At 63.9% G+C, this 21,231-nt stretch carries 18 protein-coding genes; 11 read left to right on the top strand and 7 right to left on the bottom strand.

Annotated features, from left to right (window positions below; all coding sequences use genetic code 11):
• Positions 1-25: 25 nt before the first annotated feature.
• Together EAG14_RS12545 and EAG14_RS12540 are read left to right on the top strand one after the other, a co-directional pair.
• Complete coding sequence (locus tag EAG14_RS12545; RefSeq protein ID WP_121729047.1) at positions 26-1,816, top strand: acyl-CoA dehydrogenase; 1,791 nt, start codon at positions 26-28, stop codon at positions 1,814-1,816.
• 161 nt (positions 1,817-1,977) lie between these two features.
• Positions 1,978-2,931: a nitronate monooxygenase family protein gene (locus tag EAG14_RS12540; protein ID WP_121729046.1), complete on the top strand. Its 954-nt coding sequence runs from the start codon at positions 1,978-1,980 to the stop codon at positions 2,929-2,931.
• 149 nt (positions 2,932-3,080) lie between these two features.
• Here EAG14_RS12540 and EAG14_RS12535 read toward each other — a convergent pair whose 3' ends face one another.
• Genes EAG14_RS12535 through EAG14_RS12525 form a run of 3 tightly spaced genes read right to left on the bottom strand, consistent with a single transcriptional unit; the run spans position 3,081 to position 6,070 of the window.
• Positions 3,081-4,091, bottom strand: coding sequence for a cytochrome d ubiquinol oxidase subunit II (locus EAG14_RS12535; RefSeq protein WP_121730454.1), 1,011 nt, complete (start codon positions 4,089-4,091; stop codon positions 3,081-3,083).
• 19 nt (positions 4,092-4,110) lie between these two features.
• Positions 4,111-5,481 carry a cytochrome ubiquinol oxidase subunit I gene (locus tag EAG14_RS12530; RefSeq protein ID WP_099740857.1) on the bottom strand — a complete coding sequence of 457 codons (1,371 nt, stop codon included), beginning with the start codon at positions 5,479-5,481 and terminating at the stop codon, positions 4,111-4,113.
• A 4-nt stretch (positions 5,482-5,485) separates the two neighbouring features.
• Positions 5,486-6,070: a GbsR/MarR family transcriptional regulator gene (locus tag EAG14_RS12525; RefSeq protein ID WP_099658568.1), complete on the bottom strand. Its 585-nt coding sequence runs from the start codon at positions 6,068-6,070 to the stop codon at positions 5,486-5,488.
• A 253-nt stretch (positions 6,071-6,323) separates the two neighbouring features.
• Here EAG14_RS12525 and EAG14_RS12520 point away from each other — a divergent pair, with 253 nt between their 5' ends.
• Positions 6,324-7,442, top strand: a complete 1,119-nt coding sequence (locus EAG14_RS12520) for an acyltransferase (protein WP_121729045.1) — start codon at positions 6,324-6,326, stop codon at positions 7,440-7,442.
• Between the two features lie 91 nt (positions 7,443-7,533).
• Here the strand turns inward: EAG14_RS12520 and rnk are convergent, their stop codons facing one another.
• Both rnk and EAG14_RS12510 read right to left on the bottom strand, forming a co-directional pair.
• Positions 7,534-7,947, bottom strand: a complete 414-nt coding sequence (gene rnk / locus EAG14_RS12515; RefSeq protein ID WP_121729044.1) for a nucleoside diphosphate kinase regulator — start codon at positions 7,945-7,947, stop codon at positions 7,534-7,536.
• A gap of 167 nt (positions 7,948-8,114) precedes the next feature.
• Positions 8,115-9,098 carry an MBL fold metallo-hydrolase gene (locus EAG14_RS12510; protein WP_121730453.1) on the bottom strand — a complete coding sequence of 328 codons (984 nt, stop codon included), beginning with the start codon at positions 9,096-9,098 and terminating at the stop codon, positions 8,115-8,117.
• Between the two features lie 295 nt (positions 9,099-9,393).
• On the opposite strand from EAG14_RS12510, the gene EAG14_RS12505 reads away from it, so the two are divergent.
• The 5 genes from EAG14_RS12505 to EAG14_RS12485 all read left to right on the top strand — a co-directional run bounded on the left by EAG14_RS12505 (position 9,394) and on the right by EAG14_RS12485 (position 14,243).
• Positions 9,394-10,347, top strand: a complete 954-nt coding sequence (locus tag EAG14_RS12505) for a LysR family transcriptional regulator (protein ID WP_121730452.1) — start codon at positions 9,394-9,396, stop codon at positions 10,345-10,347.
• Between the two features lie 57 nt (positions 10,348-10,404).
• A complete protein-coding gene (locus EAG14_RS12500; protein ID WP_121729043.1) occupies positions 10,405-11,637 on the top strand; it encodes a PA0069 family radical SAM protein in 1,233 nt (410 codons plus the stop codon).
• A 256-nt stretch (positions 11,638-11,893) separates the two neighbouring features.
• Complete coding sequence (locus EAG14_RS12495) at positions 11,894-12,592, top strand: HAD-IA family hydrolase (protein WP_121729042.1); 699 nt, start codon at positions 11,894-11,896, stop codon at positions 12,590-12,592.
• An 8-nt stretch (positions 12,593-12,600) separates the two neighbouring features.
• Positions 12,601-13,821 carry an amidohydrolase gene (locus EAG14_RS12490; RefSeq protein WP_240456767.1) on the top strand — a complete coding sequence of 407 codons (1,221 nt, stop codon included), beginning with the start codon at positions 12,601-12,603 and terminating at the stop codon, positions 13,819-13,821.
• A gap of 68 nt (positions 13,822-13,889) precedes the next feature.
• Positions 13,890-14,243, top strand: a complete 354-nt coding sequence (locus EAG14_RS12485; protein ID WP_121729040.1) for a cupin domain-containing protein — start codon at positions 13,890-13,892, stop codon at positions 14,241-14,243.
• Between the two features lie 233 nt (positions 14,244-14,476).
• Here the strand turns inward: EAG14_RS12485 and EAG14_RS23640 are convergent, their stop codons facing one another.
• Together EAG14_RS23640 and EAG14_RS12475 are read right to left on the bottom strand one after the other, a co-directional pair.
• Entirely contained in the window at positions 14,477-16,081 is a 1,605-nt protein-coding gene (locus tag EAG14_RS23640) for a methyl-accepting chemotaxis protein (RefSeq protein WP_305781926.1), read from the bottom strand.
• Between the two features lie 249 nt (positions 16,082-16,330).
• A complete protein-coding gene (locus tag EAG14_RS12475) occupies positions 16,331-17,305 on the bottom strand; it encodes a LysR family transcriptional regulator (RefSeq protein ID WP_121729039.1) in 975 nt (324 codons plus the stop codon).
• 285 nt (positions 17,306-17,590) lie between these two features.
• Here EAG14_RS12475 and EAG14_RS12465 point away from each other — a divergent pair, with 285 nt between their 5' ends.
• From EAG14_RS12465 to EAG14_RS12455, 3 genes are all read left to right on the top strand, one after another.
• On the top strand, positions 17,591-18,607 hold the full coding sequence (locus EAG14_RS12465) for an alpha/beta hydrolase (protein WP_233195200.1): 1,017 nt from the start codon (positions 17,591-17,593) through the stop codon (positions 18,605-18,607).
• A gap of 10 nt (positions 18,608-18,617) precedes the next feature.
• A complete protein-coding gene (locus EAG14_RS12460; protein WP_240456766.1) occupies positions 18,618-19,634 on the top strand; it encodes an aldo/keto reductase in 1,017 nt (338 codons plus the stop codon).
• Between the two features lie 84 nt (positions 19,635-19,718).
• On the top strand, positions 19,719-20,540 hold the full coding sequence (locus EAG14_RS12455) for a carboxymuconolactone decarboxylase family protein (RefSeq protein WP_121729037.1): 822 nt from the start codon (positions 19,719-19,721) through the stop codon (positions 20,538-20,540).
• Positions 20,541-21,231 lie beyond the last annotated feature (691 nt).

Genomic DNA, 21,231 nt, shown 5'->3' with positions numbered 1-21,231 from the left:
AAATTTCGCTTTCCTGGAGACATTGATGAGCTACACCGCCCCCGTCAAGGACATGCTGTTCGACATTGAGCACCTGGCCAATATCGAACAGATCGCACAAATCCCCGGCTTTGAAGACGCGGGCCTCGACACGGCCACCGCCGTGCTGGAAGAGTGCGCCAAGTTCAACGAGGGCGTGCTGGCTCCGCTCAACTTCGAGGGCGACAAGAACCCGTCGAGCTGGGAAGACGGCGTGGTCACGACCACTCCCGGCTTCAAGGAGGCCTTTCGCCAGTACGGCGAAGGCGGCTGGCAAGGCCTGCAGCACCCGGCCGATTTCGGCGGCCAGGGCCTGCCCAAGACCATTGGTGCGGCCTGCATCGAGATGACCAACAGCGCCAACATGAGCTTTGCGCTGTGCCCGTTGCTGACCGATGGCGCCATCGAGGCCCTGCTCACGGCCGGCAGCGATGAACTCAAAGCCACGTACCTGGAGAAGCTGGTGACCGGCGAGTGGACAGGCACCATGAACCTGACGGAACCCCAGGCGGGCTCGGACTTGGCCCTGGTGCGCACGCGCGCCGAACCGCAGCCCGACGGCACCTACAAAATCTTCGGCACCAAGATCTTCATCACCTACGGTGAGCACGACATGGCCGAGAACATCGTGCACCTGGTGCTGGCCCGCGTGCAGGGCGCGCCCGAAGGCGTGAAGGGCATCAGCCTGTTCGTGGTGCCCAAGTTCATGGTCAACCAGGATGGCACGCTGGGCGCCCGCAACGACGCGCACTGCGTGAGCATTGAGCACAAGCTGGGCATCAAGGCATCGCCCACGGCCGTGCTGCAGTTTGGCGACCATGGCGGTGCGGTGGGTTACCTGGTGGGCCAGGAAAACCGTGGTCTCGAATACATGTTCATCATGATGAACGCGGCCCGCTACGCCGTGGGCATGCAGGGCATCGCGATCTCCGAGCGCGCCTACCAGAAGGCCGTGCAGTACGCGAAGGACCGCGTGCAAAGCCGCCCTGTGGACGGCTCCATTGCCGCCAGCGCGGCCATCATCCACCACCCCGATGTGAAGCGCATGCTGATGACGATGCGCGCCACCGTGGAAGGCTGCCGCGCCATGGCCACTGTGGCAGCTGCCGCGTTTGACGCCGCACACCACCACCCCGATGCCGACACGCGCAAGCAGAACCAGGCGTTCTATGAATTCATGGTGCCGCTAGTCAAGGGCTACAGCACCGAGACCAGCCTGGAAGTGACCAGTCTGGGCGTGCAGGTGCATGGCGGCATGGGCTTCATTGAAGAAACTGGCGCGGCCCAGTACTACCGCGACGCCAAGATCCTGACCATTTACGAAGGCACCACCGCCATCCAGGCCAACGACCTGGTGGGCCGCAAGACGGCACGCGATGGCGGGCAGGTGGCCAAGGGCATCGCCGCGCAGATCGAGAAGACTGAAAGTGAACTGCTGGCCAGCGGCACTCCAGCCGCACTGGCTGTGGCCAAGCGCCTGACGGCTGCGCGCAAGGCGCTGCTCGACGTGATCGACTTCGTGGCGGGCGGCACCAAGGCCCAGCCCAACGCCGTCTTCGCGGGCAGCGTGCCCTACCTGATGCTGGCGGGCAATGTGGTGGCGGGCTGGCAACTGGCGCGCAGCCTGCTGGTGGCCCAAGACCTGTTGCAAAAGGGACAGGACGAAGCCTTCATGCGCGCAAAAATCACCACGGCCCAGTTCTACGCTGACCACATTCTGGTGAAGGCCCCCGGCCTGCGCGACAGCATTGTGGAAGGTGCCGCCAGCGTGACCGAGCTGGCATTGGAGGCGTTCTAACGCGTCCTGAAAGGGCAGCCCGCCCGTTGAGGAATGAAAAAGAGTGAGACGAGGCCTGTGCAGGGTGCAGGCCTTTACTATAAAAATAATAGCTGCTAGCGCTTGTTGAATAAGCGCTAGAGGGCTATTTCAATCAAAACCTGTTTCTGGAAGTTGTTGCCATGTCCAAACTGCCCGCCGCGTTGCAAAACCTGTCGTTGCCCGTCATCGGATCGCCGCTGTTCATCATCAGCAACCCCAAGCTCGTCATTGAGCAGTGCAAGGCCGGTGTGGTGGGCTCCATGCCGTCACTCAATGCGCGCCCCGCCGAACTGCTCGATGAGTGGCTGGCCGAAATCACCGAGACGCTGGCCGCCTACAACAAGGCCAATCCCGACAAGCCCGCCGCGCCCTTTGCCATCAACCAGATCGTGCACAAGAGCAACGACCGCCTGGAGCACGACATGCAGGTGTGCGCCAAGTACAAGGTGCCGATCATCATCACCAGCCTGGGTGCGCGTGAGGATGTGAACCAGGCGGTGCACGCCTGGGGCGGCATCGTGCTGCACGACATCATCAACAACAAGTTCGCGCACAAGGCGATCGAGAAGGGCGCTGACGGCCTGATCGCCGTGGCGGCCGGTGCCGGTGGACACGCAGGCACCAAGAGCCCGTTCGCGCTGGTCCAGGAAATTCGCCAGTGGTTTGACGGCCCCTTGGCGCTCAGCGGCTCCATCGCCAGCGGTGGCGCGGTGTTGGCCGCCCAGGCCATGGGGGCCGACTTTGGCTACATCGGCTCGGCCTTCATTGCCACGCACGAGGCCCGCGCGGTGGATGCCTACAAGCAAGCCATTGTGGAGAGCAACTCCGACGACATCGTCTACAGCAACCTGTTCACGGGCGTGCACGGCAACTACCTAGCGCCCTCGATCCGCGCCGCAGGGCTGGACCCCGAGAACCTGCCCGAGTCCGACCCCAGCAAGATGAACTTTGGCGGTGGCGCCCAAAAGGCCTGGAAGGACATCTGGGGCTGCGGCCAGGGCATTGGCGCCATCAACGCCGTGACCAGCACGGCCGAGCTGGTGGCCAAGCTGCGCCGTGAGTACGAAGAAGCGCGGGCGCGCTTGAAGCTCTGATCGGCGCATGCAGTGCATACCGCTGGGCTTGGTCGCTCAGTGGTGTGTTTGCTATCGAATGTATAGCTGCTAGCGCTTATTCAATAAGCGCCAGGGCTTGATTTGATTTAATGTTTGGGGTCCCGGGCTGTGGCGTTGGGCGGCACGCATCACAGCCCGTACGTCAGTTCCCGCGCCTTGCCCCAGAACACGCGGTACATGAAGATGGTGTAGATCACGATCACCGGCAGCGTGATCGCGACGCCAATGCCGATCACCGCCAAGGATTCCGTCGCGCTGGCGGCTTCCCACACCGTGAGGCGGTCGATGACGATGTAGGGGTAGATGCTGTACGACAGCCCGAAGAAGGCCAGCACAAAAATCACCACCGTGGCCACAAACACCACCCAGCCATAGCCCGCTGCCACCACCCGCGGTGCGGCCAGCACATGCCGAATGGCGAAGAAGGCGGCCACGCACGCCAGTGGAATCGGCAGCAGTGCAAAAAAGCCGGGCAGGGCAAACCACTTGTTGAACACCGTGTGGCTCACCACCGGGGTGGCCAGCGAAATGCCCACCAGCGCAAAGCCCATGGGCCACAGCACGCCCTGGCCCCAGCGCAATGCCTTGCGCTGCAGTTCGCCCTCGGTCTTCATCACCAGCCAGCCCACGCCCAGCATGGCGTAGGCGGCGGGCAGCGTCAGCGCAATGCCCACGGCAAACAGGCGGCTCCACAGGTCGGTGTGAAAGCCGGTGACGTACGCCCCCAGCATCCAGCCTTGGGCCAGGGTGGTGACCAGGGAGCCCAGCGCAAACAGGTGGTTCCAGGCGGCCTTGTGTGCATCGCGTGCCTTCACGCGAAAGTCAAACGCCACCCCGCGCACGATCAGGCCGATCAGCATCACCGCCACGGGCAGGTACAGCGCCGACAACACCAGGCCGTGCGCCATCGGAAAGCACACCAGCAGCACGCCCACACCCAGCACCAGCCAGGTCTCGTTGGCGTCCCAGAAGGGGCCGATGCTGGAGACCATCACATCCTTCTCGGCGTGCGTGGCCAGCGGCAGCAGCATGCCCACACCCAGGTCGTAGCCATCCAAAATCACGTAGGCCAACAAGGCCAGGCCCATCACAGCCATGAAGATCAGGGGCAGGGCGGTGGCCCAGTTCAGTAGTTCCATCATGGGGGGCTCCTGCCGTTCAAACGGCTTGGGGTGTGGCGGGCGCCACGGCGGGGGCGGGCAGGGTGGCGTGTTCGGCCATGTGCTTGATGACGCCCACGTAGGCGGCCAGCAACAGCGCATACACCGTGAGGTAGGCCGCCAGCGTGCCAGCCACCATGCCACTGGGGTGGGGGGCCACGGCCTCGGCGGTTTTGAGCAGGCCGTAGACCAGGTAGGGCTGGCGCCCGATTTCCGTCACGTACCAGCCCGCCAGCGTGGCCACCCAGCCCGAGAACGTCATGCCCACCAGCGCCCACAGCACCTTGCGGGGCAGCATGCCAGCACTGTGCGCGCGGCGGCGCCACAAGGCCCACGCGGCAGCCCAGGCCACGGCCAGCATCAGCAGGCCCACGCCCACCATCACCCGAAAGCCCCAGAACACAGGCGCCACGGGCGGGTGCGCGCCTGCAAACTCGTTCAGTCCCTTCAGCTCGGCATCGGGGTCATGCGCCAGGACCAAGCTCGCGCCCTTGGGGATCTGCAGGGCGTAGTCGGTGCGGCCTTCTTTCTCGTTGGGCAGGCCAAACAGGGTCAGCGGCGCGCCTTTTTCGGTGTGCCAGATGCCTTCGATGGCGGCGATCTTGGCGGGTTGGTGCTCCAGCGTGTTCAGGCCGTGCAGGTCGCCCATGAAGATTTGCAGTGGCATCGCCACGGACACCGCCACCACGGCCGTGCGCAAGGCTTGGCGGGTGCCAGGTGCGGCCGTGCCTTTGAGCAACTGCCAGGCGCTGACCCCCGCAATCAAGAAGCCTGCCGTGAGGCACGAGGCCAGCAGCTTGTGCCCCAGCCGGTAGGGGAAGGACGGGTTGAACACAATCTCCAGCCAGTCCACCGCATGGAATTTGCCGTCGATGATCTCGTAACCCACAGGGGTCTGCATCCACGAGTTCAGGCTCAAAATCCAGAACGCCGACAGCGTGGTGCCGAAGGCCACCAGCAGTGTGGCTGCCAGGTGCACGCGGTCAGACACACGGCCCCGGCCAAACAGCATGATGCCCAGGAACGAGGCTTCCAGAAAAAATGCCGTCAACACCTCGTAGCCCAGCAGCGGCCCGGCGATGTTGCCCGCACGCTCCATGAAGCCAGGCCAGTTGGTGCCGAACTGAAAACTCATGGTGATGCCCGAGACCACGCCCATGGCGAAGGTCAGCGCAAACACCTTGGTCCAGAAGTAATAGGCTTGCCCCCAACCAACGGCTGCTGGCGTGCCCCGCGTGGCCGCGTGGCGCAGCCGGAAGAACACCAGAAACCAGCACAGGGCAATGGTGATGGTGGGAAAGAGGATGTGAAAGCTGATGTTGGCCGCGAACTGGATGCGCGACAGCGTGAAGGTATCGAGCGCGTCCATGGCCTCAGCCCCCCTTGGCGTTGTCGCCCGCGCGGCCCTTGCCAGTCAGGCGGTCTTTGAACTCCAGCACCCGGGTCACCGCCGTGCCCATGCCCATCAGCTGCAGGGCGGTTTCGGGGGCCAGGCGCTGCACATCGTCAAACCAGGTCATCAGGCGGTCGATCAGCTCGTGCATCTCGCGCATGCGCTCCTGGGCATAGCGTTCTTCGTCCGAGGTGGGCTCTTCCAGCAGCGCCATGCGCAGCATGGACAGCGTGGGCTCGATCTCGCGGCGGCGGCGTTCCTCGGCCAGCACGCGGAAGATTTCCCACACATCCTTGGGTGCCTCAAAGTATTCGCGCCGGTCCCCGGGCTGGTGGCTGAGCTTGACGAGCCGCCACGACTGCAGCTCCTTGAGGCCCATGCTTACGTTGGAGCGCGAGAACTCCAGGGTCTCGGCAATCTCGTCGGCATTGACGGGGCGCGGCGACAGGAAGATCAGCGCATACATCTGGCCCACGGTGCGGTTGATGCCCCAGCGGCTGCCCATCTCGCCGAAATGGGACACGAATTGGCGATTCAGAGGAGGGAGGTTTTTGACGTAGGTCATAGGAAGCGCATTGTGCTCCAAATTTATTGAATTTTCAGTAAATACTGAAAATTCAATAAATTGCCTGTTTCGTGATTTCGGGCGGTGATTGCTCAGAGGTGATTTGCCTCTCCGCGCTGGGGTGAGGACGGCCTTGCCTTCACCGGTTTGGGCCGGGGCTGGCACGCTTTACATGGAAAGAGGACAATAGAGGGTTTTACATTTGCGCCTGCGAACCATTTCGCCAGCGCGCGTTGGTGAATCCCGTTTCTGCATGTCTCAACACACCTCACGCCTGCCGCTGCTGGACACCGTCAAGGGTCTGGCCTGCGCAGCCATCGTTGCGCACCATCTGGCCTTTTATGGCCCCATGTCTGACATAGCCCAGCCCCTGGCACCTGACCTGATGGCCTGGCTGTACGACTACGCGCGCATGGCGGTGCAAGTGTTCTTGGTGCTGGGCGGCTACCTGGCTGCCTCCAGCCTGGCGCCCGAGGGTGTGGCCCGCTTCGGCCAGGTGGGCCAGCAACTGAGCAAGCGCTTTGTGCGCCTGGTGGTGCCGTATGTGGTGGCGTTGTTGGTGACTGTGCTGATCAGTGCGCTGGTGCGCCCCTGGATGGAGCACCCCTCCGTGCCCGGCGACCCGAGCCTGGCCCAGTTGGTCACCCATGCGCTGCTGCTGCACAGTCTGGTAGACCATGAATCCCTGTCGGCCGGGGTCTGGTACGTGGCGATCGACTTTCAGCTCTTTGCTCTCAGCCTGCTGATCTTTGCTGCGGTGCGGGCGTTGCCATCAGCCTTGGCCAAGCAGGGCGCCGCCTTGCTGGGTCAGACTGTGGTGGTGGCCGGTGTGGCAGCCTCGCTCTGGGGCTTTAACCGCGACGCGCAGTGGGATGTGTGGGCGGTTTACTTCTTTGGTGCCTATGGCCTGGGTATGATGGCCTTTTGGGCGAGCCGCGCTCCGCAGGCCACGGGCTGGGTGCTGGCGATGGCCGTGCTGGGCGGCGTGGGTTTGGCGTTGGAATTCAGGGCGCGCATCGCGCTGGCGCTGGCAACGGCCTTGCTCATGGTGTGGGCCATGCGCACCCCTGCGGTGCGGCAGTGGCGTGGGGTCTCGCCGCTGGTGCGCCTGGGGCAAATGTCCTACTCCGTGTTCCTCATCCACTTTGCCGTGTGCCTGCTCGTCAATGCCGTGGTCAGCAGCCTGTGGCCAGCATCGCCGTGGGTCAATGCCTTGGGCATGCTGCTGGCGTTTTCGCTGGCCATGGTGGCAGGGCAATGGCTGTACCGCACCGTGGAGCAGCGTACCCCCACATTGCCCACCATGCTGCGCTGGCAGGCGAGCCTGGTGGCCGCAGGGGTGCTGGTGCAGTTGGGCAGCAACTGGGGTTGATACCTGGCGGCGCGCCCGCGTGTTGACGCAGGGGCGCAGCCCACAGGCTTGCCAGCTTTGCCGCGAAGCCCTGCGGGTCCGTCTCCGGTGTTCAGCGATGCAGCTCGCCCGCGCTTTCGGGCTGGTACACGATGCGTTTGACCTGCACCGTCATGGCCTTGCCGCCAGGGCCGGGCCAGGCCAGTTCATCCCCCACTGACAAGCCCAGCAAGGCGCTGCCCACGGGGGCGAGGATAGAGAGCTTGTCTGCGCTGCCATCGAGGTCACGCGGGTACACCAGGGTCAGGCAAAACGACTTGCCTGTCTCCACAATGCTGAACTCCACGGTGGAATTCATGGTGACCACGTTGGGTGGAATCTCTTCGGGCGCCACCACGTCCGCCCGATCCAGCTCTGCCTGCAGGTCTGCCTTGCCCGGGAACACACTGGCAGGCATGGCGGCCAGCAGGGCTTCAATGCGGTCGAGGTCGAGAGAGGACAGAACGATCTGGGGCTTGCGCGCCATGGCAGTACCTTGAGTGTTTGGTTGAAAGCGCGGGACTGTAGCCCACAGGGCAATCTCGCACTGGCCCGCAGGGCCATACCGCCATGCCGCTGCCTTACCGTTGTTGCACGCGAAGCGGAGAAGGGTGCGCAGCGCCATTGCAGCGCCGCGTCCATGCTTCTCGGGGCCTATCGCACCTGGCTGCTGTAGTTCACCGGCACCCACACCCAGCCGCTGCCGGCCTGGCGCAGCCGGCCCATGCCCGGAAAGCTGAAGTGGCTCACCGCCACCAGGCTGCCATCTTGGGCCAGCGCCTCAAACAGCCGTGCACGGCTGGCGGCGGCCTGGGGCTCGTCGGTGTCAAAGGCAATGGTCACTTCCGGGGACTGCAACTGCACCGACGCCACGTGGATCAGATCGCCCACCAGCACCAGGCGCTGCCCCTGGCTTTCCACGGCGTAGGCCGTGTGTCCTTCGGTGTGACCGTGGGCGGAAAGGGCTCGAATGCCTGGCACCACCTCGCTGTCAGGGGCAAACGCGGCGAACCGGCCAGCCTTGACGTAGGGCTGCAGCGATGCCACCGCCCCTGCAAAAAAGCCCTTGGCCTCGGCAGGGGCCGCGTTGGCCTTGGCGGGGTCCAGCCAGAAGTCGGCATCGGCTTTTTCGGCATGCACGGTGGCGTTGGGGAACACGCGTCGGCCTTTGGCTGCCAAGCCACCCACGTGGTCGGGGTGCATGTGGGTGATAAGGATGTCATCCACCTGCTCGGGCCGGTACCCTGCCGCGCGAATCTGCGCCGCCAGCTTGCCCAGCGTGGGGCCAAACAAGGTGCCCGCGCCAGCATCTACCAGCACCAGGCGCTTGCCGCTGTTCAGCAGCCAGGCGTTGACCGAGGTCTCCAGTGGCGCGTGCTGAAAGTGCTGTGCCAGGCCCTCTGCGACGCGCCCTGCGGGGGCGTGCAGCAGTTGGTCTACGGGCAATTCCACGGTGCCATCGCTCAGCGCGGTCACCTCTATTTGGCCCACCATCATGCGGTACCAGCCGGGGGCCTGCACCTTGTGCTGTGGGGCTGCGGCCAGGGCCACCTGGGGCAGTGTGGCGGTGGCGATGAAGGCGCCGCCCAGGGCCAGTGCGGTGGCCAAGGTGGTGGCGCGGGCCAAGCGCAGGGGCATGCGCTTGGGGGTCGCCCAGGTGGGCAGAGAGCGCAAAACGGACAAAGCGGTGGTGGTGGATTTCGACGTCATCGGGTGCTTTCTGGCGGCATGGGCCGCAGTGAAATGGATGGGTGGGCGGATGGGTTGAGAGACGAGGCGCTATTGTTCTTCTTTGCGTTTTTTGGAACAATAGGTTTGTTTGCAAACCTATGTTGCGAATTTTGCAAAGAACGGCTGCGTGCACACCCCATCAAATGCCCCGGGGTTTGCTGAAAACCTCTGGGCCCTGACTTCGCCACCGGCGCAACCACCCATGCTCGATTTTTTGGAAACCTTTCTCGCTGTGGCCGCCGCCGGTTCCTTTTCGTTGGTGGCCCGCAGGCAAAACGTGGCGGTGTCCTCCATCACCCGCAAGATGGATGCGCTGGAGTCAGAGATGGGCTCGCGGCTGTTTCACCGCAGCTCGCGGCGGCTGGTGCTGACCGATGCGGGCGAGCAATTTGTTCCCCGTGCCCGCAATGTGATTGCCGAGCTGGCCGAGGCCAAAGAGGCCATCCTGGCGCAGGACGCCGGGCCGCGCGGCTTGCTGTCGGTGACGGCGCCCACGGTGTTTGGCAGGCAGCATGTGCTCAGTGCTGTGGCCAGCTTTTTGCACCGCTACCCCGACATTGAGGTGGACCTGCACCTGACCGACCAGATCGTGGACCTGACGGAACAGCGCATGGACGTGGCGGTGCGCATTGGCCTGCTGCCCGACAGTGACCTGTACGCCACGCAACTGGCGCAGGTGCGGCTGGTCACCTGCGCCAGCCCTGCCTACCTGGCCCACGCGGGCCGACCTGCCAGCGTGGCCGATTTGCTCAGCCACCAGTGCATCACTGGGGCAACCCCTGCGGCGCAAGGCATTGCCTGGCGTTACCCCGGCGTCAACCGCAACCAGCCGCTGCCTGTGCAGGGGCGGTTTCGGTCCGACGACAAAGACGCCATGCTGCAAGCAGCCCTCAGAGGCCTGGGGGTGCTGCACATCGCCACCTGGGTGGTGTGCAACCACCTGCGATCGGGGGAGCTGGTGGCACTGTTCCCGCAACAGGAGCGCACCGCACCGGCGCTGCCAGACATGCCGTGCATCCACGCAGTGCGCTTGCCCGGCCGCAGCCATGCCACCAAGGCGCGGCTGTTCATGGATCACCTGCGCGCCGAGATCGGTGCCGAGCCGTGGTGGGACCGTTTGCTGCACGAGCCTGCTGTCAGTGGGGCTGCGGCCTGACACTGCTGGGCCATGGGTCTACCCATGGTTTTCAAATAACTGTATATTTGTACAGTTATGAAAAGCCCTCCCGCACCTTCTGAATCTGCCGACTTCGCAGCGCCAGAGGAGATCCGCATTCCTGTGCAAGCCATTCGGGGGCGGGGCGCTGCATCGGCCCCGCCACACCGGTTTGCACGCGATGTGCGCGAGGCCGTGGACGATGGCTGGGGCAACGTGGCAAGCCCGCAGGTGCAGGGGTTGCAGGCCCATACGGGGGGCGAGGAGGGCGGGATGGCATCGACCTCTGCATGGGGCGACGAAGGCGAAGTCGGCGCACCAGCCCTGGCCACCCGCGTGCACCTGGAGACGGCCCGCAGCGCTTTGTGCGCCAACGATTCGCCCGACATCTTTTTTGAACTCTCGGTGAACCCCTACCGGGGCTGCGAGCATGGGTGTGTCTACTGTTACGCCCGGCCCACGCACAGCTACCTCAACTTCTCTCCGGGGCTCGACTTTGAAACGCAGATCGTGGCCAAGCACAACATTGCGCAGGTACTGCGCCACGAGCTGGCCCAGCCCCGCTATGTGCCGCGTTTGCTCAACATTGGCTCGGCCACCGATTGCTACCAGCCCGTGGAGCGCGAGCTGCGCCTGACCCGCAGCGTGATCGAAGTGATGCGCGATGCGTGCCACCCGTTCTCACTCATCACCAAATCGAGCGGGGTGGAGCGCGACCTGGACCTGCTCGCCCCCCTGGCCGCGCAGCGCCTGGCAGCGGTGTACGTCACCATCACCACGCTCGATGGCGACCTGGCCCGCCGCATGGAACCCCGCGCTGCGGCGCCCCACCGGCGGCTGCGCACCATCCGCACCCTGGCCGAGGCGGGGGTGCCTGTGGGCGTGAGCGTGGCGCCGCAAATTCCGTTCATCACCGAAGACATGGAGCAGGTGCTCGAAGCCGCCCGCGATGCCGGTGCCACCAGCGCCTTCTACACCGTGCTGCGCTTGCCGTGGGAGCTGGATGCGCTGTTTCGCGAATGGCTGCAGGTGCATTACCCGCAGCGTGCAGCCCGCGTCATGGCCCGTGTGCAAGACCTGCACAACCTGTCGGATGCGCAGCGCAGCGCGGGCAAAACCTATGAAGCCGACTTTGCCACCCGCATGAAGGGCAGTGGCCTTTGGGCCGACCTGGTGCGCCAGCGCTTTGCCACGACCTGCCGCCGCCTGGGCTTGAACCGTGAGCGCGAGGGGTTGGACTTGGGCCAGTTCAGGCCTGGGTTGCTGCGAGGACAAAGCAGCTTGTTTTGACGCACAGGGTGCTGACGTGGTGGCGCTGCGCAATGCACCATGCCAGTGATTGCATGCGCGCTTGGGTGAGCTTTGGCCTCACCTTGGTGCCTTTCTCACAATCTGCGCAGCAGGCCCCTGAAAACGCAATTCGCTGCTGCGCCAGCCCCTTGGTTCAGTGCCATGGCAAGGGCGCGCTCTCCTAAGCTTGGCATCTGATTTCGCCCCCGCTGCAGCCAGCCTGCAGCGCCCCCAATGCTGACTTGAGGAAACCCCCATGGCCCTGCGTGATTTCAAAGTGCTGACGTTTGATGTGGTTGGAACCCTGATCGACTTTGAGGGTGGCATGCTTGCCTACCTGCGCCAGGCCGTGCCTGGCAGCGACGTGACCGATGAGCAGTTTCTGGCAGCTTACCGTGCTGCCCGCAAAAGCCCCGACACCGACTGGTACCCCAACGACCTGGTGCGCTGCTGGCATGTGGTCGCCCCCCAGCTGGGCCTGCCCGACAGCGATGCGCTGGCCCAAGGCTTTCGCGACTCGGTCGCGCAGTGGCCTGCGTTCCCGGATTCGATCGAGGCGCTGGCCCGGCTGCGCAAGCACTTCAAGCTGGTCACCATGACCAATGCCCAGACCTGGGCGCTGCAGCACTTCCAGAAGACGCTGGGTTCGCCCTTTGACCTGCTGCTGGCCAGCGACGACGCCCTGTGCGAAAAGCCCGATGCCCGTTACTTTGCCTATGCCCGTGGCCGCTTTGAAGGCGCCTGGGGCTACAAGCAGGCCGACAACCTGCACGTGGCGCAAAGCCAGTACCACGACATTGGCATCTCCAAGAAGCTGGGTATCACCACCTGCTGGATCGAGCGCCGCCACGGCCTGGCCAGCTCCGGCGGCACCATCGAATCCGAGCACACCGTGCCTGACTACCACTTCCACACCCTGGCCCAGCTGGCCGACGCGGTGGACGCAGGCCAATGAGCCAGGTGTTGAGCGCTGCCATCCTGGCCGCCGTGACCGCGCCTGTGCAAGACCTGCTGCCCGATCTGGTCGCGCTGCGGCAAGACCTGCATGCCCACCCCGAGCTGGCTTACGAGGAGCGCCGCACCGCAGGCATCGTGGCGCAATCCCTGCGCCTGCTGGGCTTGCAGGTAACCGAGGGCGTGGGCGGCACCGGCGTGGTGGGTACCCTGCAATGCGGCGGCGGTGCAGGGCAAGGCCCCTGCGTAGGCTTGCGGGCCGATATGGATGCGCTGCCCATGGTGGAGCTGGGCCAGCGCAGCTATGCCAGCCGCCACGCGGGCAAGCACCACGGCTGCGGGCACGACGGGCACACCAGCATGCTCATCGGCACCGCCCGCCAGCTGGTGTGCACCCACCAGGCGCTGGGTTTACGCGGCACGGTGCACTTCATCTTTCAGCCAGCGGAGGAAGGGCAGGCCGGTGCGGCCCGCATGATCGAAGACGGGCTGTTTGAGCGCTTTGCATGCGACAGCGTCTACGCCCTGCACAACTGGCCAGACCTGCCCCTGGGGCATGCGCAAACGCGCCCCGGCCCCATCATGGCGGCGGCCGACCGGTTTGACATCACCGTGCGCGGCAAGGGCGGCCACGCGGCCCAGCCCCAGCACACCCCCGATGCCATCCTGGCTGCCAGCCAACTGGTGGCGCAGCTCAATACCATCGTCTCCCGGCGCATCGACCCGAGTGAATCGGCCGTGCTGTCGGTCACCCGCATCGAAGGCGGCCACAGCCACAACGTGCTGCCGGCCGAGGTGCAAATCACCGGCACTGTGCGCAGCTTTGATGCCACGGCGCAAGACCGCATCGAAGCCGCCCTGCGTGCCACCTGCCAAGGCATGGCCCTGGCCAGCGGTACCGAGGTGCTTGTGAACTACCAGCGCTACTACCCAGCCACCTTGAACACCGCAGCGCAGGCGGCCCTGGCTTTGGACGCAGCCCAGGCCGTGGGCCTGCAAGCCCAGGTGGCGCCCCGCGCCGCGTTCACGTCCGAAGACTTTGCCTTCATGCTGCAGCGCAAGCCCGGTGCTTACTTGTGGCTGGGCCAGGGCCGTGCAGACCCAGGCCCCGAAGGCGAACGGGCCTTGCACCACCCGTGCTACGACTTCAATGACGACGCGCTGCCTTTGGGCGTGCGCTGGTTTTGCGAAATCGCCGCCCGCGCGCTGGCTGCGCCTGGGCCCCGCTAAGGACGCATCACATCCTTGCTACGGGGGCGCCACGCCCCCGCTTCCTCTCTCCATTTCAGAACCGTCCCATGCGTATCACTGTCCTCAAAAACACCGCCACCCTGACGGACCTGCTGCCCCAGGGGGGCCCGGCACGCCCTATCACCCAGCCGCCTTGCGCCTTCAGTGGCATCGATGTGGATTTGGCTGGCACAGCCCCGCACCAGACCGGCATCTGGGAATGCACCCCCGGCAAGTTCGAGCGCGTGCTGCCCAACGCCGAGGTCATGCACATCCTCACGGGCGCCTGCATCTTCACTCCCACCGGGGGCGAGCCGCTGCACATCCAGGCGGGCGATACGCTGTTCTTCCCGGCCGACACCACGGGGGTGTGGCACATCACCGAAACCCTGCGCAAGGTCTTTTTTATCGTGGCGCAGTGAGGGCGGTCGCAACCTGCGCCTTCGGTGGGCGCTGCTGTAGAAATCTATCGGGCTTGAAATGAAATAAGCCACCAGGGCTTATTAAATAAGCGCTGGCAGCTATATTTTTGGTAGCGTTGTGCGGGAGTCCGATGGGGCGGGCGCACTGCTTTGCTGGGGGCTCAGCCTTGCGCTCGGTCGCGCATGCCGTCCATCGCCAAGCCCGGCGCGTGAGGGCGCAGGGCCTGCTGCGGTCAATGCCCCCCAGCGATGGCAAGCCGTGGTTCGTGGAGTCCCATCAAGCCGCCCGCATGGCTTTCCAGCTTGAAGGCGCGAACGGCCTCAATCAGTTGCTTGGACTGCGTCTCCAGGCTTTGTGCAGCGGCGGCGCTCTCTTCCACCAAGGCCGCGTTTTGCTGCGTTGTCAGGTCGAGTTGGTTGACTGCCTTACCGATTTGCGACACACCCGTGCTCTGCTCGCTACTGGCCGCGCTGATTTCGCCGACCACCTCCGACACGCGTTGAATTGCGCCCACCACCGCCGCCATGGTTTGGCCTGCCTGGTCCACCAGACTGGTCCCCGTGGCCACTTTTTCTACGCTTTCATGGATCAGTGATTTGATCTCCTTGGCTGCGCTGGCACTGCGCTGTGCCAAGTTGCGAACCTCAGAGGCCACCACCGCAAAACCCCGCCCTTGTTCGCCAGCACGCGCCGCCTCTACGGCCGCATTCAGCGCCAGGATGTTGGTCTGGAAGGCAATGCCATCGATCACGCCAATGATGTCGGAGATCTTGCGCGAGCTTTCGTTGATGCCTTTCATCGTTTCGACCACCTTGGTCACGGCCTCGCCCCCTTGGGTCGCTACCTTGGAGGCATCCAGTGCAAGGTGGTCTGCCATCTTGGAGTTCTCGGCATTGTTGCGAATGGTGGCCGTGAACTGCTCCATGGTGGCTGCTGTTTGCTGCAAGGCGCTGGCTTGTTCTTCCGTGCGCTGGCTCAGGTCTGAATTGCCTATCGAAATTTCGGTGGCTCCGGTGGATATGGAGTCAGATGCCCCACGCACCTTGACCACGATGTTGGACAGGTTCTTTTGCATCGTGCCCAAAGACTCCAGCACGCTGCCAGGGGAGGCGGTGTTGGCGCCAGGGATGTTGGTCAAATCACCTTCAGCCACTTTGTGCGCTGCATCGCTCAGGGCGCTGGGCTCTGCACCCAGCGCGCGCATCACGCTGCGAGTGATTGCCAGGCCGCACACCAAGGCCAGTGCCATAGCGATCAGGGCAAACCCGATCAATACGTTGCGATGGGCCTCGAAGTCTGTCTCTGACTCCGCAATCATCTGCTTGGTGGTGGCGTCCACCATGGCCTGGTAGCGACGGACGTCAGTGACCAGGGCTGCAAGCAAAGGGCGGCATTCGTCGTTGATCTTGGTGATCGCCTCGTCCCGTTGGTCACGCAACGCCAAGTCCACGATGCGCAAGGCCACGGGGCCATAGACCTTTTCTGTCTTTTCGATGGCCTCGAATTGCGCTTTCTCGTTGGATGGCACATTCGGTTTGCCCAACGCCGCCCGGAGCTGGTCCAGCCGCGACTGCACGTCTTCATGGGCCTTCGTTACCGCCAGTTTCTCCACATCGCGCTCGGCGGGCTTGGTTGCCAGCACCAGGTTGCGCGCGGCGATCGCCCGGCGGTCTACCGCAGTTTGAACCCCCCGCACCAACTCGGCGCGAGCACTGATGCCCGTGACAAAGTCGTGGAACTCCTGCTTCTCGTCACTCAAGTCTTTGATGGACAGACCCGATACGAACAGGATCAGCAGCACCATCAGGCCGAAGGCAAGGCCCAGTTTTGCCTTCATGGTCATGGATTGGAGGTTCATTTTTGCACCTGATTAAATTGATACAAACGATATTTTTTGCTTCTTTGCCCAGATGTGTCAAATTTTTTTGCAATATTTAGGCTGAAAACTCCATCTTTTTAAGATTCCCTTCAGATTGGAGGGTACGGCGTTGTGGTGATTTTTGCTAGATGGGCGCTAGGGCGGGTCGACATCTCCGTTGGGCTTTCGAAGGTGCTTGGCCGCGCACCAAGCTCGGCGTGTTGCTCGTTATCCCCTGCGTTGTGGCTTCCGTTTGGCGGTCAGCGCGGCTGTGGCGAGTTCTTTCGGGGACAGCACATAGTCCGGGCATTCAAGCAGCCGGGCGATGGCCAGGTCGATGAATGCCCGCACGCGCTTGGGCTGCGCCGTGCGGTTGCCGTAGTAGATGTGCATGCCAAGGTGCGCACTCAGGTGGGGAAGCAGCACGGGCACCAACCGACCAGCGCGGATGTGCTGGGCCGCATAGAAGTTCGCAAGCTGTCCGATGACCTGGCCGCTCAGCACGGCCAGCAGCTCCAATTCGGAATCGTTGGAGGCAAACGCCGGTGACATCTGCCGGTGCTCCACCTTCCCGTCGACGTTCAAATACCACGGCGAAACCCTTCCCGTCGTTGGGTGGCGATACACGCTGCACCGATGGGCAACCAGCTCATCCAGCGAGCCTGGGACCCCATGCGCCGCGAGGTAGCTGGGCGCCGCACAGACGATCATCTGGATGGGAAACAGGGAGCGTCCAATGACGCCCTCGTTGGGCGACACACCAATTCTGAAGCCCACGTCCACGCGGTCCTGCACCCAGTTTCCAATGCCATCGTCGAGCTGGATTTCAGGCTGGATGCCCGGATAGGCCGTGCAGAACTCGTCCAGCAGCGGCATCAACAGGGGCGCAAATGAAGACTTGGGGCCGACGATGCGCAAAGGCCCTGCAATGCTCTCCTGGCCTTGCCGGGCCGATGCGAGCGCCCTGTCCAGTGCTGCCAATGCGGGCTGCGTGTTTTCAAGCAGGTTCTTGCCTTCTTCCGTCAGGGCCAGGTTGCGTGTGGTGCGGTGCAGCAGTCGCACCCCAAGGTGCTGCTCCAGCTGTGCAATCGTCTGGCTGGCGGCCTGCGGCGTCACACCCTGGGCAAGGGCCGCCTGCCGAATGCTCCCCAGCTCTACCGCTTTGGCAAAGGTGGAGATGGCTTTGAATTCATTGATGGGCATGGTGCGTTGGACGGGGGTATTTTTTGGGGAGGATGGCTCGTATCAGTATCAACTTTTCATTGCGACTGGTGCAAGCTTTGTGTAGCTAGTAGCTTGCTGGTGATTTGCCTAAAGTGCGGGCCAAGGGCGATGGCCTGCGCCGCTAAAGCGCCGCAGCAGCGGCCTCTTTGAGCAGGTTCTTCGCCGCCGTGCCGCATCGCCCGGATCTCCATCACCTTCAGGACAATCTGGACACAAACCATGCCCATGAAACACAAGGCTTTGGCGACCACCTTGGTCGCCGCGATGGTCGGCATTGCGGGGGCGGATGCCGCTGCCGCCGACTACAAAAAGAACCCATTCACTTTGGTTTACGAGGGCGCGATTGCCCGCAATGAGCCCGGCAAGGTGCAGATCCACCCCGTGCGCTACCAGCTCAATGGCCTGGACATTGCCGCCAACGTCTACACGCCCGCGAACTACGACCCCACCAAGGCTTACCCCGCCTTGGTGGTTGCGCACCCCAATGGCGGTGTGAAAGAGCAGGTGGCCGGGCTGTATGCGCAGCGCATGGCAGAGCAGGGCTACATCACCATCGCCGCAGATGCCGCCTACCAAGGCGCCAGCGGCGGGATGCCGCGCAGCGTGGACAAACCGTCCAACCGCATCGAGGACATTCACGGTATGGCGGATTTCATCGGTCGCTACGCTGGCGTGGACGCGGCGCGCCTGGGCTTGCTGGGTTTGTGCGGTGGCGGTGGCTACTCACTGGCAGCGGCGCAGACCGACAAGCGATTCAAGTCGCTGGCGACGGTGAGCATGTTCAACAGCGGTCGGGTCCGCCGCAACGGCTATGTGGATTCGCAGCTCCACACGATAGGGGCGCGGCTGCAACAGGCCTCTGCGGCGCGGGCCCAAGAGGCCGCAGGAGGCGAGGTCTTGTACTCCGGCGATGCGAATCTGACGGACGAGCAGATCGCCCAGCTGCCGTTTGATCTTTACCGCCAAGGCTATGCGTATTACTGGAAGACGCACGCCCATCCCAACTCGACCTTTAAATACACCACCAGCAGCCTGATAGACCTGGTGCGCTTCGACGCCACGGACCACATCGAGCTGATCGAGCAGCCCCTGCTGATGATTGCCGGCAGCAAGGCCGACAGCCTGTACATGAGCCAGGACGCCATCGTCAAAGCCAAGGGCACCCGGGACAAAGAGCTGTTCACCATCGAGGGGGCCACCCACATCGAGACGTACTGGGTCCCCCGGTATGTGGACGCCGCCATTGGCAAGCTGGCCGCGTTCTACGCCCGCACACTTTAGGAGGATGCCCATGCACGAGAGCCACACGCGCCACATGCTCCACCAGCGCGAACTGGGCCGGTCTCGCCTGCAGGTCTCGGCCCTGGGCCTGGGCTGCATGGGGTTGAGCCACGGTTATGGCCCGCCCACGGACCGCAGCGAGGCCATTGCACTCATTCGTGCAGCGGTGGAGCGCGGGGTGACCTTCTTTGACACCGCTGAGGTCTATGGCCCATTCCTCAACGAGGACCTGCTCGGCGAGGCCTTGGCCCCCGTGCGCGACGAGGTCGTCATCGCGACCAAGTTCGGTTTCACCTTTGGCGACGACGGCAAGCAGCAAATCCTCAACAGCCGGCCGCAGCACATCCGCGAGGCGGTCGAGGGCTCGCTCCAACGCCTGCGCACCGATGTGATTGATCTGCTGTACCAGCACCGTGTGGACCCCGAGGTGCCCATCGAGGATGTGGCAGGCACCGTGAAGGACCTGATCGCTGAGGGCAAGGTGCTGCATTTCGGCCTGTCCGAGGCGGGTGCGCAGACCATCCGGCGGGCCCATGCCGTTCAGCCTGTGGCCGCATTGCAAAGCGAATACTCCCTGTGGTGGCGCGAACCTGAAGAGGCCATCCTGCCCACCCTGGAGGAGCTGGGCATCGGCTTTGTGCCGTTCAGCCCTTTGGGCAAGGGCTTTCTCACGGGAGCCATCGACCACAGCACGCACTTCGGCCAGGACGACTTCCGCAGTGTGGTTCCGCGTTTCAGCGCCCAGGCTCGGCAGGCGAACCAGGCGCTGGTAGATGCTTTGGGCGCCATCGCAAAGACCAAGGGGGCGACGCCCGCCCAGGTGGTCCTGGCGTGGTTGCTGGCGCAAAAGCCGTGGATCGTTCCGATTCCCGGCACCACCAAGCTGCACCGCCTGGACGAAAACCTGGGTGCGGTTGATATGGCATTGAGCGCTGCAGAGCGGGCCTCGATTGACCAAGTGTTGAACCAGGTGCCCATCCAGGGGGACCGCTACCCCGCTGCACTGCAGGCGCGCGTGGGACGCTGATGCGCTTTGGTTCATTCCCCACAAGCCATCCCGCGCGACCTTGGAACACGGCCATTCCACCCACCCCCAACAAGGAACTTCACAATGAAACCATTCACGGTCGCTGCGCTCGCACTTTCGATGCTGGACGTTGCTGGTGCAGCAGAGTCCGAGTTGCTCATCTCCCGCGCCGCATCGCGTCAGGTGCAGGTGGCGTCGGCGCAGAACTTCACCGGCAGCGTCCAAGTCGAGATGCTTCTCACGCCCACCGATGCCTCGCATCGCACGTCCGCTGGCAGCGTGACCTTTGCGCCGGGCGCACGCACCGCGTGGCACACCCATCCACTGGGGCAGACGCTGATCGTTACCTCGGGTGTGGGGCGGGTGCAGCGCCTGGATGGCCCGGTGCAGGAAATCCGGGTGGGTGATGTGGTGCACATTCCCGCGCACACGCGCCACTGGCATGGCGCAGCACCGGACAGCGCCATGGCGCACGTCGCCATTCAAGAGGCACTGGATGGCAAGACCGCAGACTGGTTTGAACAGGTCAGCGAAGCGGTCTATCAAGCTGCGCCCGCAGTGGCCGCGGCACCCCAAGCCGGTGCCGCTCAGCCATCGCGTGCCCAGCAACTACTGGGGGACATAGCGCCCAAGCTGGCCCAGTTGACCGATGACGTGCTCTTTGGGGACGTCTGGGCCCGGCCAGGCCTTTCGCCGCGAGACCGAAGCCTGGTCACCGTCAGCGCGCTCATTGCGATGAATCGCCCCGACCAGCTTCGCTCGCACATGGCCTTGGCGCGCCGCAACGGGGTGACCGAAGCAGAACTGGTCGAGGCCGTGACGCAGCTGGCGTTTTATGCCGGATGGCCCAACGCGGTGACGGCGGTGGGCGTGGCGCGGGACGTTTTCAAAAGCGATCCCCAATGATGGGAATGCGCTGTGCCTGTACGAAACCAATCTCCAGACCTGGCGTCACGATGCCCCGCGTTGGCAGCGGCTTTGATCAGGGTCTCAGCCCCAAGCCGCGATAGCGATGTGCTTTGGCTGCGGGCCAGGCGGCATACCGATGGCGCGATCGGCCCATTGAAGCGTGAAGCACCAGAGGAAAGCGCATGAACGAAACGAGTCAGCCTGGACGGCGCGGCTTTTTGTGGACAACCGGCTGTTTGGCCGCATTGCCGATAGCGGCGGGTACCAGTCAACCAGTGGCCGCCCACCCCTCCAACCTGATCTCGGCAGCAATGCCAGGACGGAGAAAGCTGGGCACACTTGATTGTTCAGAACATGAGCCGTAGATACCAAACGACCCTCAGGCGTTAGCGCGCCAGATGGTGCGCGTGGAGACTACGCTGGCGGTTTCTTGGCGCGTGACGCACATCGCTGCGCTGATTTGCACAGCCGCTGGGGTGCATGTCCGCAAGGCCCAGTGCATGCTGTTCTGCGTCGCAGGGGTGTGGACGGTACTCTAGGGAAAATATGCCTGATTGGCGACCTACCTCAGACGCCTTCTCGTCCCCACCCGTTCGGGCTGAGCCTGTCGAAGCCTTGCACGCACGCGGCACGCCCTGGCTTCGACGGGCTCAGCCCGAACGGATGGAGTGATATCTGAGGCAAGTAG

Origin of the sequence: Acidovorax sp. 1608163 (assembly GCF_003669015.1) — a bacterium.
Taxonomy (GTDB): Bacteria; Pseudomonadota; Gammaproteobacteria; order Burkholderiales; family Burkholderiaceae_C; genus Acidovorax.
This window is presented reverse-complemented; position numbering and strand designations above follow the sequence as displayed.

What these genes read in the sequence shown, in the direction of transcription:
- EAG14_RS12520 (WP_121729045.1), top strand. Translation starts at nt 6,324, where the DNA reads ATGTCTCAACACACCTCACGCCTGCCGCTGCTGGACACCGTCAAGGGT.
- EAG14_RS12475 (WP_121729039.1), bottom strand. Translation starts at nt 17,305, where the DNA reads ATGCCCATCAATGAATTCAAAGCCATCTCCACCTTTGCCAAAGCGGTA.
- EAG14_RS12510 (WP_121730453.1), bottom strand. Translation starts at nt 9,098, where the DNA reads ATGCCCCTGCGCTTGGCCCGCGCCACCACCTTGGCCACCGCACTGGCC.
- rnk (WP_121729044.1), bottom strand. Translation starts at nt 7,947, where the DNA reads ATGGCGCGCAAGCCCCAGATCGTTCTGTCCTCTCTCGACCTCGACCGC.
- EAG14_RS12455 (WP_121729037.1), top strand. Translation starts at nt 19,719, where the DNA reads ATGAAACCATTCACGGTCGCTGCGCTCGCACTTTCGATGCTGGACGTT.
- EAG14_RS12545 (WP_121729047.1), top strand. Translation starts at nt 26, where the DNA reads ATGAGCTACACCGCCCCCGTCAAGGACATGCTGTTCGACATTGAGCAC.
- EAG14_RS12535 (WP_121730454.1), bottom strand. Translation starts at nt 4,091, where the DNA reads ATGGAACTACTGAACTGGGCCACCGCCCTGCCCCTGATCTTCATGGCT.
- EAG14_RS12530 (WP_099740857.1), bottom strand. Translation starts at nt 5,481, where the DNA reads ATGGACGCGCTCGATACCTTCACGCTGTCGCGCATCCAGTTCGCGGCC.
- EAG14_RS12525 (WP_099658568.1), bottom strand. Translation starts at nt 6,070, where the DNA reads ATGACCTACGTCAAAAACCTCCCTCCTCTGAATCGCCAATTCGTGTCC.
- EAG14_RS23640 (WP_305781926.1), bottom strand. Translation starts at nt 16,081, where the DNA reads ATGAAGGCAAAACTGGGCCTTGCCTTCGGCCTGATGGTGCTGCTGATC.
- EAG14_RS12460 (WP_240456766.1), top strand. Translation starts at nt 18,618, where the DNA reads ATGCACGAGAGCCACACGCGCCACATGCTCCACCAGCGCGAACTGGGC.
- EAG14_RS12500 (WP_121729043.1), top strand. Translation starts at nt 10,405, where the DNA reads ATGAAAAGCCCTCCCGCACCTTCTGAATCTGCCGACTTCGCAGCGCCA.
- EAG14_RS12540 (WP_121729046.1), top strand. Translation starts at nt 1,978, where the DNA reads ATGTCCAAACTGCCCGCCGCGTTGCAAAACCTGTCGTTGCCCGTCATC.
- EAG14_RS12495 (WP_121729042.1), top strand. Translation starts at nt 11,894, where the DNA reads ATGGCCCTGCGTGATTTCAAAGTGCTGACGTTTGATGTGGTTGGAACC.
- EAG14_RS12485 (WP_121729040.1), top strand. Translation starts at nt 13,890, where the DNA reads ATGCGTATCACTGTCCTCAAAAACACCGCCACCCTGACGGACCTGCTG.
- EAG14_RS12465 (WP_233195200.1), top strand. Translation starts at nt 17,591, where the DNA reads ATGGTCGGCATTGCGGGGGCGGATGCCGCTGCCGCCGACTACAAAAAG.
- EAG14_RS12505 (WP_121730452.1), top strand. Translation starts at nt 9,394, where the DNA reads ATGCTCGATTTTTTGGAAACCTTTCTCGCTGTGGCCGCCGCCGGTTCC.